Below are 13,390 nucleotides of genomic sequence, written 5' to 3'. Positions count from 1 at the left end.
CTCCTTGGCGAATTGTCGGGATTTCAGTATGGCCCCCGGGCGGGGAGGATCGCCCGGGGGTTTCGTCACTTACCGCTTACTGGTGCGGCGCATACCAGGCTTCGAGACCAGCTTGCAGGCGCTTACCGGCATCTTCGGGGCTTTCCTGACCCTTGATCACCGCAGCCGAAGCATTCCAGGTATCATTTTCCAGGTTCGGCGTGCCACGCGACAAAATCTGGTAAGTTGACCTGATCGAGCTTTCGCATTTACCGCGCCAGGAAATGAATTCTTGCGCCAGCGGATCCTGCAAATCGACTGCTGCGTTAGACAGAGGGAAGAACCCCGGCAGCGCATTTGCAAAGATATTCGAGAACTCGGAACTGGCCACCCAGTTTAGGAAAGTCATGGCCGCGTCCGGGTTTTCTGTAGACGCGTTCATGCCAATGCCGATGTCGGTGTGATCCGAAATGTAGCAAGTGTCTCCGGCGTTCGCGACAGGTGGGTTAAAGGCACCCATTTCAAAGTCAGCCTGCGCGTTAAATCCGGAAATTTCCCAAGAACCAGCGGATAGATAGCGGCGCGGCCCAACGTGAAGATATTCTGGCTGTCGGGATAAGTCTGTGCTTCGAAACCGTCGCCCAGGTAGTCACCCCATTTCGCGAGTGCGCGATAGGGTGCAACCCAACCTTCGTCAGTCAGTTTTTGGTCGCCAGCGATCAGAGCGTTTCGACCTTCTTCGCCTTTCCAGTAGTTGGGGCCGATATTGTTGTAGCCCATTGTTGCGGCTTCCCACTGGTCGTTGGTGCCCATGGCCATTGGAATATAGTTGCCATCGGCTTTGAAAGCTTCGAGGGCTGCAAAGAATTCCGCTTCGGTTTCAGGCACTTCGATGCCAACTTCGGCGAATGCGTCTTTGTTATAGATGAAACCGTGAATCACACTGGCCATCGGGACGCAGAACGTGGTTGAGCCGTCATCAGTCGTCCATGCGGATTTGGCCACGTCCGAGAAGTTGGACATGCCATCAAGGCCGTTCAGCGATGCAAGGTGTCCTGCATCATAAAGGCCAAGCGAGCGGTCAAATGGGCGACAGGTGATCAGATCACCAGCAGAACCTGCATCCAGCTTGGCATTCAACGCTGCATCATATTCTGTAGGCGCAAACGGCGAAAATTTCACTTTGATGCCGGGATTTTCGGCCTCAAAAGCCGGAATCAGCTTTTCCTGCCAGAGTGCCAGGTCGTCATTGCGCCAGCTTTCGATTGTTAGCTCGACATCCTGTGCCGCGGCGGCTGAGGCGCAGAGCAGCGTCGTCGCGAGCAGTGCACCTTTCATTGTTGGTTTGTTCATCTTTTCTCTCCCTTTTGTGTTTAAGTCAGTTCGTCGTTTCGATTTGGAATGCCGCTTCATTTAGACATTCGTGCAATCGCCCATTGTGCTGCAAAAGCAGCTGCCGGGCGGCATCGCTGTTAATTCCAGTCGCAATGAGTGTCGCGAGCTTGGTGTCATAGTCGGCCAACTCTAAAGCGGCATCGGCGACGGCAGGCTCGACGCCAGAAATCTGCGCAACTATGTCTCGAGCGCGCTGACGCAGCTTTATGTTGTCCGGGTGCAAATTGACCATCAACCCATCGTGCACATGGCCCAAAAGCACACCTGCCTGTGTCGAGATCATATTTAATGCTACCTTCTGGGCAGTCCCTGCCCCCAATCGCGTGGACCCTTTCACCACCTCTGCGGCAGTGTTGAGCGCGATGGCAATATCGGCAATCTGCAAAAGTGCAGAGTTTGCGACGCTGGCTATGGCAATGATTTGCGCGCCCTTTTGCTGTGCAGACCTGGCGAAAGACAGCGCATAAGGTGTGGTGCCGCTGGCGCTGAGTACAATTGCAACGTCCCCATCCCGGACACTTTCGGCGGCGCGGTTGGCCTCGGCTTCGTCATCTTCGGTGCCGCCGGGCATATGCCCGTCGGCCGGAACACCCCCTGCCATGCAGATGCGAATTTGATTGGCCGGAACTTTGAAGGTTCCCGGCAATTCGCTGGCATCGGCCAAAGCCATCAGACCAGAACTGCCTGCAGCGGCGTAGTGGATTGTTGCACCTGATTGGAATGCGGCCGCAACAGCATGGGCCGCCGCATCAAGGTCGCCCAGCGCGCCGCGCACATTTTGAAGAGCGTTGATGTGAGAGTTCAGCATGGTCGCCAGCGACTCTTGACTTGGAAGCGCGTCAATTGGCGTCCCATGGTCTTTTGATGCTTGGCGTTCGTGCACGGTCGATTCCCCCGGATTTGCAAATACAATACCGAAATAATACCTTTTGTCTACCAATATTTTGGAAAACCCGGATTGGGGTCTAAAATCGCGAAAATTACAAGGTTTTGGCCTTATATTGGAGTTTTAATTGGAAAATTGGTATGCTATAGGTATTTCATGACTTGCAATTTGTCACATTACATAATTGGAATCGACGGCGGCGGCTCGGGCTGCCGCGCAGCCCTTTCCGATTCAGACGGCGTGCGGATTGGTGAAGCAACTGGTGGTGCTGCAAACTTTACGACCAACCCAGAACTGGCAATCAAGAGTGTCCTTGAAGCTGCGCAGGAGGCCGCAAAGTCTGCTGATATTGAACTTGATACACTAAGTCATTGCGTGGCCCATGTTGGATTGGCGGGCATCTTGAATGCGTCAGGTGCTGCGCGCATGGCTGCGGCCTTGCCGTTTCGACAAGTCAACGTGACAGACGACCGGCCAACATCGACCGTCGGTGCGCTGGGCACTGAGGACGGACTGCTTGCAGCAATTGGCACCGGTGCGTTTGTGGCCATCCAAAAAAACGGCGCGGCCAGGTTCTTTGGCGGCTGGGGATTTCAGATATCGGACCATGGGTCCGGAGCATGGCTGGGGCGGGCTGCAATGGAACGCTGTCTCAATGTATGTGATGGGCTGGAGCCTGGCAGTGTGCTGAGCAATCAGGTGCTTACTGAGTTTCACAATGATCCCGTTGAAATGGTTAGCTTTGCAAAGGCGGCGGCGCCGAGCGATTTCGCAGCGCTGGCTCCAATGGTGATTAAGGCGGGAGCCAAGAGCGATGCGCTTGGGCGCTCGATCATGACCGAAGGCGCGCGGTTCATTAACTCATGCATTGGAAAGGCGGACCTTGGTGAAAGCGATATCGTTTGCCTGACCGGCGGAATTGGTCCGCATTATGCCCCTTACCTTGATGATCGCGCGAAGTCGCTGGTTCGTCCAGCCAAAGGAACTGCCCTGGATGGAGCACTGATGCTGGCCAAGGCTGCAAGCGAGAATATGGAGTGTGCCGGATGAGCGTGACCGAGTTTCTTAAACCTCAAGACTGGTTTCGGGCAGACGCAGGTCCGAGATACGTCCAGTTGCGACAACGTCTAAGCGATGGCGTTACCAAGGGCATTCTGCCTCCTGGGAGCCCATTGCCGCCCGAGCGTGAAATAGCATCGATCACAGATTTTTCCCGTGTCACGGTTCGTAAAGCGATCCAATCGCTGGCCGAGGATGGCACCATTGTGCAGAAGCAGGGATCAGGCTCCTTCGTATCATCCAAACCTGATCGTATTGAGCAAAAGCTGTCGCGCCTGACGTCGTTTTCTGAAGACATGGCGCGTCGGGGGATGGTCGCAACATCGCGTTGGCTTGGGCGTGGACTATATATGCCATCACCAGATGAAATGACGTCCCTAGGCTTGGCCGCCGAGGACTCTGTTGCTCGCATTACACGCCTTCGACTTGCCGATGGCGACCCAATCGCAATTGAGCGGGCTTCTCTGCCGACTGACATCCTGGAGAATCCGCTTTTGGTTGAAGTCTCGCTTTATGAAGTTCTGGAGCGTACTGGGCATCGACCTGTACGCGCGCTCCAGAAAATATCGGCAGTCAACATAGAGCCTGCGGATGCAGAGTTGTTGGCCGTTTCGCCCGGCGATGCCGGGCTACGAATTGAGAGGACATCGTATTTGGCGTCTGGTCGGGTCGCTGAATTCACCCAGTCTCTCTATCGGGGTGATGCCTATAATTTTGTCGCCGAACTTCGACTATCAAAGGACTGACAATGTCACAGCAGACGAATATGCACCGCGAAATCCGTCAGATTCCTGATGCCGTCGAGGATCTTCTGACCAATGGGGCGCAGCATGTCAGAGACGCGGCCAAGGCGCTTGCCGAATGTGATCCTAGTGTCGTAATTTCTGTTGCGCGCGGGTCTTCGGACCATGCTGCTACATACTTTAAATATGCCAGCGAATTGGTAGCCGGAGTGCCTGTAGCGTCAGTCGGGCCCTCTATCGCATCGATTTATGGACACAAGCTGCGGCTTGCCCAAAGCGCCTGCCTGTCGATTTCGCAATCTGGCAAGAGTCCGGATATTGTCGCAATGGCGGATATGGCGGCACGTCAGGGCGCACTTAGTCTGGCATTGACCAATCACACAGACAGCGATCTTGCCAAGGTCAGCAGCCACACACTGAATTTGCACGCAGGTGTGGAACAAAGTGTTGCCGCCACGAAGACCTACGTAAATTCAGCGGTTTCCGCAGTTTGGTTGTTGGCCGAATGGCAAAAGGATGTTGACCTTGTCGCGGCGATTCACGATTTGCCGCAGGTTCTAGAAAATGCAGTTACGCAAGACTGGGGTGCTTTGACCAAGGTGATGGCTACAAAGAACTCGCTATTTTGTCTGGGTCGAGGTCCTTCTTTGGCTATTTCAAATGAGACGGCTCTGAAGTTCAAGGAGACCTGCCAAATCCATGCAGAATCTTACTCTTCGGCCGAAGTTATGCATGGTCCGGTTTCAATCGTTCAAAGCGGGTTTCCTGTGATGGCATTGACCGCCGCGGACAACGTGGAATCCTCTGTTGTCGAAATTTCGGACGCCATTGCCGCTAAAGGTGCAACGGTTTTTGTGACGTCTGACAAGGCGGAACGATCCACTCGGCTGCCGGTTGCGCGCACTGGCCATCCTCTGACGGACCCGGTTTCTTTGATTGTTTCGCTCTACGCTATGGTGGAACAGATTTCACGCATGCGCGGAATTGATCCCGACAAACCACGCCATCTACAGAAAGTGACTGAAACCGTATGACACGTCGCGCTCTAATTGGTGCCCAGATATTTGATGGCAGAGACATGTATGTGGATCAGGCATGCCTGTTTGATGGCGATGTTTTCAAAGGAATTGTTGCGTGTGACGATATCCCCGACGACTTCGCGACCGAAGAACTGGAAGGTGGCACGATATTACCTGGGTTTGTCGACCTGCAGGTAAATGGCGGTGGCGGCGTGATGTTCAATGACGATACTTCGCTTGATGGGCTTATCACCATAGCCGAAGCTCATGCTAGAACCGGAACAAGAGCGGTTTTACCAACATTGATCACAGACATACCGGAGCGAACGCGTGCTGCGGTTGACGCGGTTGAGGCGGCCATCGCTGCGGGCGTTCCGGGCGTCGTAGGAGTCCATTTGGAAGGGCCGCATTTGTCCGTAGCGCGCAAGGGAGCGCATGATCCTTCCCTAATTCGACCCATGGATGATCCAGACGAAGCTTTTTTAATAGAAGCGGCGGAAAGACTTCCGAACGTCATGGTGACGATTGCTCCTGAGAATGTGAGCCTGGAGCAAATGCGGCGTTTGAACGCTGCTGGGATTATCCTTTCGCTGGGTCACACGGATTGTTCTTTTGATACGGCCCTGGCTGCCTTTGATGCGGGTGTTCGTTGTGTGACGCATCTTTTCAACGCCATGAGTCAGTTGGGAAATCGCGAACCCGGGCTTGTTGGGGCGGCTTTGCATGAAGCTGGCGTTTCGGCAGGCATCATAGCGGACGGTTTCCACGTTCATAATGCCAGCTTGCGCACAGCACTAAGCTCTAAGCGTTCGCCTGGAAGTATCTTCCTGGTGACAGACGCAATGTCTACCGTTGGCTCGGATATTTCGGAGTTCAGTTTAAATGGCAGAAAAGTATTCCTGAAATCTGGACGGCTGACACTGGAAGATGGAACGCTTGCGGGAGCACATCTGAGTTTCACAAAAGCAGTTTCGCATTTGGTCAATGAGGTTGGCGTTTCCGAAATCACGGCGCTTGCGATGGCAACGTCCGGGCCAGCACACTTGCTTAGGGAGCCACTTCACCATGGCCATTTTCAAGCAAATAATCCGGCAAGTCCGATCCTGTTAGATCGCAATCGGGAATATCTGCGATCAGCCTAATCGTCGTAGTGAATGACCACATTGCTGACTTTAACGTTAGGATACAGAGCCGCCAGTCCGAATGACGTTGCGCCAAGCCTGTTGACTCGGGGTCGACATGCCACAAGTTTACACGCGTTGGACCGACGCGGCGAAACGATCAAATTGAGGGCAACCGAGACAGGTACGTCTGCCTAACCTGCGCAAATGCGGCAAGTGACGGCACGCAGCTATTCAATTTTGGCATCAATAACGCTATCGTCCCGACATGATTCAAATGGACCCGGCAATTCGGGCCAACAATGGAAACTACGGGAGGTATTCTATGGATCGACGTTCATTTTTGCGCACATCAGCGATAGCTGGCGGAGCGGCTGCGGCCACAAGTCTTGCATCACCAGCGATTTCACAAGGTCGCGAACAACTTGTCATGGTCACAAGCTGGCCGCGGGGACTGGCAGGTGTTTGGGATTCGGTTGAGCGTTTTGCAAACAACGTCGCCGACATCACTGGCGGCACGCTGACAATCGACACCAAAGCTGGCGGAGAATTGGTCGGGGCGCTTGAGAGTTTTGACGCTGCGTCGTCTGGCCAGGCGGATATGTATCACGCCGCAGACTATTATTTCTTGAACACGGACCCGGCCTTGGCCTTCTTTACGGCGGTTCCATTTGGGATGACTGCGCCCGAGATGATGGTTTGGTACTATCATGGCGAAGGTCAGAAATTGCACCACGAGCTTGGTGAAATTTACGGTCTGAAGCACTTTATTGCGGGCCAGACTGGCGCTCAGGGTGGCGGCTGGTATCGCTCGCCCATCAATTCGCCAGAGGACTATCAAGGTCTGAAATTCCGCATGCCAGGTCTTGGTGGACAGACCGTGTCCAAATTGGGCGCTTCGGTTCAGACTCTTCCAGCGTCGGAAATCTACCAAGCGCTGTCTTCGGGTGCCTTGGACGGCACCGAGTGGATCGGCCCATGGTCGGACGAGCGGCTTGGTCTTCAGGAAGTGTGTGACCACTACTATCCTGCCGGTTTCCACGAGCCATGTGCAGCTTTGTCTGTGGCTGTGAACAACGAGCGCTTCAATGGGTTGTCCAAACAGCATCAGCGCGCCATCGAAGTTGCCGCCGCAGATGCACATCAGGCCAATTACGCGCAGTTCATCGGCAACAACGGACCGGCGCTTGAGCGCTTGGTTGCAGGCGGCACGCAACTTCATGAGTTCTCGGAAGAAACCTGGGACGCTTTCGGGGCTGCAGCTCAGGAAGTCATGGAAGAATTCAGAAGCGACGCTTTGTTTGCAAAAATCCACGACAGCTTCCTGGCATCTGCCAAAGCAACGTCGGGCTGGATTGGCCGTTCGGATGCGGCTTATGCAGCGCAGCGCTCTCGCGTTCTGGGCCTCTGAACCCTATCAAACGGGATCGCAAACCTTTTGCGGTCCCAGCTAATCCTTAAGGGGCGCAGATGGCAGCACTTAGCTGGATCATCGAGCATGCTTGGTCGGCATTGTCCGGCCTTGTCTACGTTTTGCTTAACCCATTGACAGTTTGGAATCTTTCCGAACCCGAAGCGGTGATGCGCTTTGTATATTACGGCGCTTCGCCCGAGCTGTTTTTATTATCGACGATGCTGTTTTTCGGTGTCTTCGCGTATGGTGTGTACAACCGTGAATTTCTATGGCGCATTGTCGGCGGCCTGGAAGGGTTTTCCAACAGCATTGGCCGCCTGGCAGCCTGGGCGGGCCTGCTAATGGTTCTTCAGCAGATCATGGTCATCTTTTTGCAAGCGATCTTTCGCGTTTCGGACATTGGTCTGGGGCCGGTTGGCCTGGGATTTGACCGCCCGCTTGGATGGTGGGGCGACAGTCTTAAGCTGTATAACGCCATCGTCGTTTGCATGTGCTGTGCATACACGTTTGTGCAAGGCGGTCACGTCCGGGTGGATTTGTTTTATGCCGGCGTCAAATATCGCACAAAGCGCGTGATCGATATGTTTGGGGCCCTATTCTTCATGATCCCCGCGCTGCTATTGATCTGGCATTACTCGTGGTTTTTTATGTGGCGTCACCTGATCAACCCAAAGGTCAACGCCTCGGATACGTTGGATGGCATGATCCGCAAAGCACGGGCCTTTCGGTGGCAACCTGAGACCATCGGCTTTTCACCCAATGGATTCGACGCGTACTTCCTGTTCAAAGTTCTGATCGTCTTCTTTGCGTTCATGATGATGGTTCAAGCCGCTGCCGTTTTCTATCGCTCCTACCTGGAATTTGTTGGCGGCGAAGATGACGAAGGGCGTGGACTTGATCGCGACATTCTTGATGCCGCTGATCCCGACACCACGGAAGGGGCTGCCTGATCATGCCATTCGGACTTGATGGGATCGAAGTCGGCCTTTTGATCGTCTTCATCAGCCTTTTTGCGGGGATCATGACGGGGTTTCCCGTGGCCTTTGCGATTGGCGGCTCTGCTATAATTTCGTTCGCCATTATTGCGGCTCTTGATAGCGGTGGCCTGCTGATTCATCAGGCGATTGACACATTTTCAAACGAATACAATTTGTTGCTGGCGGACGGGGTTGCCCGCGACGCAATCTCTGTATTCCGATACCCGGAATTGCCTCGAATTGAGGAGCAGTTATTAAGAGGTGGTTGGGAACAAGCGCTAAACCGCAACATTTCATTCGTCGTAAACCGCATGAATGAACGCGTAATTGCCGGGCAGTCCATTGAAACGCTCTTGGCGGTTTTGATGTTCGTTATGATGGGGATCACGCTGGAGCGCTCGAAGATCGCCGAAGATCTTTTGATCACGATGGCGCTTGTTTTCGGGCCCCTGCCCGGCGGTCTGGCTGTTTCTATTGTCGTGGTTGGCGCGTTTCTGGCGGCGTCCACCGGTATCGTTGGCGCTACAGTTGTCACTATGGGCTTGCTGGCTTTGCCCACAATGCTCAGAGCGGGATACGCCCCTGAATTGTCTACCGGCGTCATTGCAGCGTCGGGCACGCTGGGGCAGATTATTCCGCCGTCCATCGTTATTGTTCTTCTTGGAACTTTGGCCGGTGATTTATACGCAACCGGGCAAGAACAACGCGCGCAACTGCAAGGGTGTTCGGATGCGTTGACGTATTTGGGCAAACCCGCCGTTCTTTCAGTAGGAACGTTATTTCAGGCCGCTTTGTTGCCGGGCATCCTGTTGGCATGTCTCTATGCTGGTTATGCGTTTTGCTACGCACTTTTAAATCCAAGCAAAGCGCCGGCTGTGCAGTCGGATGCTATTTCACCAGAATACGTAACGCTTGGCGAGGCTTTGACTTGGTATGTGGCTGCGCCGTTGTTGATAATCACAATCTTAATCGGCGCAGGGCAAGTTGGTTTTGTTGGCTCTCAGGACTTGACTGTCCGAGGCACAACCGCGGTTGAACGTTCGAGCCTGCTGCGCACCAGTGTTTCCGATCAATGCCGCGACGCAATGATCGAACTTCACGGTCAAGAAGCCTGGGATCTTTCGGTTGCAGCTGTCTCGGGTGATGGGTCGGCCAATGTGCCAACCCGAAACCTGACAGAAGAAGAGCTGACAGCAGCGCTGGCCGCTAAGATTGACAACGCGGCACCGATTGGGACCGCCTCTGCGATTATATTCAGTCTGATGGCCGTTACGATCGCATTGGCGCGCGGTGTTGCACCATCGATGTCGACTTATCCCTTGATGATTGGCGCGGGGGGTATTGTTGCATCGCTGGGATTCGACTGGGCTTTCCTGTCGCCCCTAGCCTCTCCGGGCACCAGGGTTCTGGTGCTGGCAATTCCGATTGTGGCGACGCTTTACGGACTGCGAGTGGCTGCAACACGACTTGGCAAGAATGACCTCGTTCGGGTGGTTTTTCCACCGCTCGTGCTGATCGTAGCCGTATTGGGTTCAATCCTTGGCGGCATCACCAATCCGACACCGGCTGCGGCGTTAGGTGCGGGCGGCGCGATCATGTTGGCCGCCTATCGGAAGTTGCGAGAAGAAAACCGGACAGCGAAGACTATATTGATGGCTGCTTTTTCAATCGTGGTTATGATTTTGCTTGGTGCGTCATTCGATCTGCGGATGTCCAGAGAAGTAATCCCGTTTGAAGATCGTGTCGCATTCCTTGTGGCCATGGTCGCCTATCACATTGCCATGTTCGGTTTGCTTTACGGATGTTGGGTGCTGTATCGAACTTCGGTTCTGGCGCCGGTCGTCCGAGAAACGGCCAAGGTCACTTCGATGGTGTTTACGATCCTGATCGGATCGCAGTTGCTAAACCTTGTGGTGATTTCGTTTGGCGGTGAGCATTATATTCAACAATTCCTGCGCTCGTTCAGTCAGGAATGGGTCGTCTTCTTGCTGGTCATGGTGATCCTGTTCATCCTTGGATTTGTCTTGGATTTCCTGGAGATAATTTACATCGTTGTCCCAATCGTTGGACCGGTGATCTATGGGGGAACACTGGATCCGGCTTGGGTCACGATTATGATCGCCGTTAACTTGCAAACCTCATTCCTGACGCCACCGTTTGGGTTTGCGCTGTTCTATCTACGTGGTGTCGCGCCGCCTTCGGTGACGACCGCCCACATTTACCGAGGCATATTGCCGTTTGTGTTGATACAGGTCGTCGGAATTGGCTTGTTATGGATGTTCCCGGATGTCGTGACCATCTTGCCGTCACTTATCGGTCGTTAGCGAGCAATGTGCGTTCTTTTGGATTTCGGGACAATCAGCCACTAACCGCGAACGCGATCTCTTAGTTCGTTTTTGCGGACTTTCCCGGTCGATGTTTTGGGCAATTCGCCAAATACAATCTTCTTGGGGCGTTGAAAGCCCGCCAGCTTTGATCGGGCATGTTCAATTAATTCATCTTCGGTGACATTGGCATCCAAGGTCAGTTCAACGAAGGCGCAAGGCACTTCGCCCCACTTGTCGTCAGGCATAGCAACAACTGCTGCCAGATTGACCGCGGGGTGTGAGTAAAGCGCTTTTTCCACTTCGATTGATGAGATGTTTTCGCCCCCCGAGATTATGATATCCTTGGCTCTGTCCCGAATGTCGATGTAGCCGTCGGGATGTTGCACGGCGATGTCACCGGACCAGAACCAACCGTCTTTGAAAGACTTCGCGGTCTCTTCGGGTTGTTTGAGATATCCCTTCATCACGATATTGCCACGAAATACGATCTCGCCCTGGGTTTCACCATCTAAGGGCACCGGCAATCCGGTATCCGGGTCCAGCACCAAGACGTCTTCTTCAAGCTCATAGGCTACGCCCTGTCGGGCTTTGAGATTGGCTTGTTGTTCAGTTGGAAGTTCTTTCCAGTCGGGCTTTTCGGCGCAGACAACTGCCGGTCCATAGACTTCGGTCAGGCCATATACATGGGTTATGGAAATCCCCATTGCTTCCATTCCGGCGATGACGGTCGCTGGCGGCGGGGCGGCAGCGGTCATCATTTTGATATCTTGTGGAAAATCGCGGCGGTCTGCTTTGGCCGCACCAGCGATCATCGACATGACAATCGGCGCGCCGCAAAGATGTGTGACGCCATGCTCGGCAAATGCGTGGTAGATTGCATCTGCCTTTGGCGCGCGCAGAAAAACATGAGTGCCGGCCAGAAGGGAGATGGTCCAGGGGAAGCACCAACCGTTGCAATGGAACAGAGGCAACGTCCACAAATACACAGGATGGTGCGGCATTTGCCAGGTCACCACATTGTTTACCGCATTGGTCCATGCACCGCGATGAGAGTAAACCACGCCTTTGGGTCGCCCGGTGGTTCCGGATGTATAGTTCAGGGCGATTGCATCCCATTCATCGTTCGGCAAAGTATGGGCGAAGTTGGGATCGCCCTCTTCCAGTAATTCATCGTAGGTCAATTCGCCGATGCGATCGCCACCCGGGCCTTGGGTATCCTCAATGTCGATGATCAGCATGTCACGACCGGACTGTTTAACCGCGTCGGCCATCATTTCCGAGAATTCGGTGTCCACAAGAAGCACATTGGCTTCACCGTGATTTAGGATGTAAGCGATGGTTCCCGCATCCAAACGCACATTATTGGCGTTCAGGACAGCTCCGGTCATAGGTACTGCCAGCGCGCATTCGAGTGCCTCAGGGATATTGGGCGCAACCAATGCCACTGTGTCACCGGGGCCGATGCCACGGTTTACCAACGCCGATGCAAGTCGCTTGCATCTTTCAGCGACTTCACCCCAGTTTCTACGGACTGAACCATGAATTTGTGCCGGTAGTTCAGGGTGTACGCGTTCGACCCGCTTGAGGATCGAAACGGGCGACAGGGCGGTATGATTGGCAGCGCATTTTTGAAGTTCGAGGCCGTCGTAGATCATTCTCCGCTCCATTCCGGCATTGGGCCCTTTCGATTGAAAGCACCTATTCCGGCCGCCGCATCCTGTGCCATCATATTCTCGGCCATAATTCGTCCTGCATAGTTGTAGGCGTCTTCAAGGGACAGTTCGGCTTGTTCGTAAAAGCCACGCTTGCCAATCTTTATGGCAACCGGCGATTTGTCGGCGATAGTGCGGGCCAAATGAATAGACGTGGCCTCCAATATGTCGCGCGGCACGACCCTATTGATCAAACCCAGCTCAGCGACCTGTCCGGCGGACAGAAACTCTCCCAATAGAAGCATTTCCATTGCGTGTTTGCGCGGCAGGTTCCGGCTGAGGGCGACCATTGGAGTCGAGCAGAACAACCCAATATTTACACCAGATGTAGCGAAACGCGCATCTTCAGAAGCGACCGCCAAATCACAGGATGCCACAAGCTGACACCCTGCCGCCGTCGCAATACCTTTCACTTCTGCAATCACCGGCTGCGGGAGACGCACCACACGCAGCATCATGGCCGAGCAAGTCGCGAAAAGATCCTGGAAATATTGAAAGCCGCCATCCTTGTCCGTGCGCCGTTCAGACATCTCTTTCAGATTGTGTCCGGCACAAAAATGATCACCTGCACTTCTTAGGATCACGGCTTTAACAGATTTGTCGCTCGCAATTTCGTCGAGAGTATCCGTCAGTGCCGCCAACATACTTTCTGAAAGAGCGTTAATCGATTTGGGAGCGTTAAGCGTAAGAACGGTTACCCCATCCGCGTCGTGGCGCAGTAAGATGTCGTCAGATTGACCTGTCTTGTTCATCTGGGC

The 13,390-nt window shown here is 54.0% G+C and carries 10 protein-coding genes and 1 pseudogene; 7 read left to right on the top strand and 4 right to left on the bottom strand.

The window, feature by feature from the left end; genetic code table 11:
• Window positions 1-76: 76 nt before the first annotated feature.
• Together GKR98_01655 and GKR98_01650 are read right to left on the bottom strand one after the other, a co-directional pair.
• Window positions 77-1,332: pseudogene (locus GKR98_01655) on the bottom strand (extracellular solute-binding protein).
• Window positions 1,333-1,357: 25 nt separating this feature from the next.
• Window positions 1,358-2,374, bottom strand: a complete 1,017-nt coding sequence (locus GKR98_01650; GenBank protein ID QMU57017.1) for an N-acetylmuramic acid 6-phosphate etherase — start codon at window positions 2,372-2,374, stop codon at window positions 1,358-1,360.
• 42 nt (window positions 2,375-2,416) lie between these two features.
• Between GKR98_01650 and GKR98_01645 the strand changes: the two genes are divergently transcribed.
• The 7 genes from GKR98_01645 (at window position 2,417) to GKR98_01615 (ending at window position 10,917) form a co-directional block, all read left to right on the top strand.
• Window positions 2,417-3,310 carry an N-acetylglucosamine kinase gene (locus GKR98_01645; GenBank protein ID QMU57016.1) on the top strand — a complete coding sequence of 298 codons (894 nt, stop codon included), beginning with the start codon at window positions 2,417-2,419 and terminating at the stop codon, window positions 3,308-3,310.
• On the top strand, window positions 3,307-4,065 hold the full coding sequence (locus tag GKR98_01640) for a UTRA domain-containing protein (GenBank protein ID QMU57015.1): 759 nt from the start codon (window positions 3,307-3,309) through the stop codon (window positions 4,063-4,065). The genes GKR98_01645 and GKR98_01640 overlap by 4 nt, the downstream gene beginning before the upstream one ends.
• 2 nt (window positions 4,066-4,067) lie before the next feature.
• Window positions 4,068-5,096 (top strand): SIS domain-containing protein, encoded by a 1,029-nt coding sequence (locus GKR98_01635; protein ID QMU57014.1) that lies wholly within the window; start codon window positions 4,068-4,070, stop codon window positions 5,094-5,096.
• Window positions 5,093-6,223, top strand: coding sequence for an N-acetylglucosamine-6-phosphate deacetylase (gene nagA / locus GKR98_01630; GenBank protein ID QMU57013.1), 1,131 nt, complete (start codon window positions 5,093-5,095; stop codon window positions 6,221-6,223). Before GKR98_01635 ends, nagA begins: the two co-directional genes overlap by 4 nt.
• Before the next feature lie 304 nt (window positions 6,224-6,527).
• Window positions 6,528-7,613: a twin-arginine translocation signal domain-containing protein gene (locus GKR98_01625; GenBank protein ID QMU57012.1), complete on the top strand. Its 1,086-nt coding sequence runs from the start codon at window positions 6,528-6,530 to the stop codon at window positions 7,611-7,613.
• 59 nt (window positions 7,614-7,672) lie between these two features.
• The gene (locus GKR98_01620) at window positions 7,673-8,566 is read left to right on the top strand and encodes a C4-dicarboxylate ABC transporter permease (GenBank protein ID QMU57011.1); all 894 of its coding nucleotides are present in this window, start codon (window positions 7,673-7,675) and stop codon (window positions 8,564-8,566) included.
• A gap of 2 nt (window positions 8,567-8,568) precedes the next feature.
• Window positions 8,569-10,917, top strand: a complete 2,349-nt coding sequence (locus GKR98_01615) for a TRAP transporter large permease subunit (GenBank protein ID QMU57010.1) — start codon at window positions 8,569-8,571, stop codon at window positions 10,915-10,917.
• Window positions 10,918-10,958: 41 nt separating this feature from the next.
• Here GKR98_01615 and GKR98_01610 read toward each other — a convergent pair whose 3' ends face one another.
• Both GKR98_01610 and GKR98_01605 read right to left on the bottom strand, forming a co-directional pair.
• Window positions 10,959-12,575, bottom strand: coding sequence for an AMP-binding protein (locus GKR98_01610; protein QMU57009.1), 1,617 nt, complete (start codon window positions 12,573-12,575; stop codon window positions 10,959-10,961).
• Window positions 12,572-13,384 carry an enoyl-CoA hydratase gene (locus GKR98_01605; protein ID QMU57008.1) on the bottom strand — a complete coding sequence of 271 codons (813 nt, stop codon included), beginning with the start codon at window positions 13,382-13,384 and terminating at the stop codon, window positions 12,572-12,574. The genes GKR98_01610 and GKR98_01605 overlap by 4 nt, the downstream gene beginning before the upstream one ends.
• Between the last annotated feature and the right edge of the window lie 6 nt (window positions 13,385-13,390).

It is taken from the genome of Boseongicola sp. (assembly GCA_014075275.1).
In the GTDB taxonomy this organism is placed as follows: domain Bacteria; phylum Pseudomonadota; class Alphaproteobacteria; order Rhodobacterales; family Rhodobacteraceae.
Note: the sequence above shows the minus strand (reverse complement) of the source record. Positions and strands in the feature narration are given on the sequence as shown.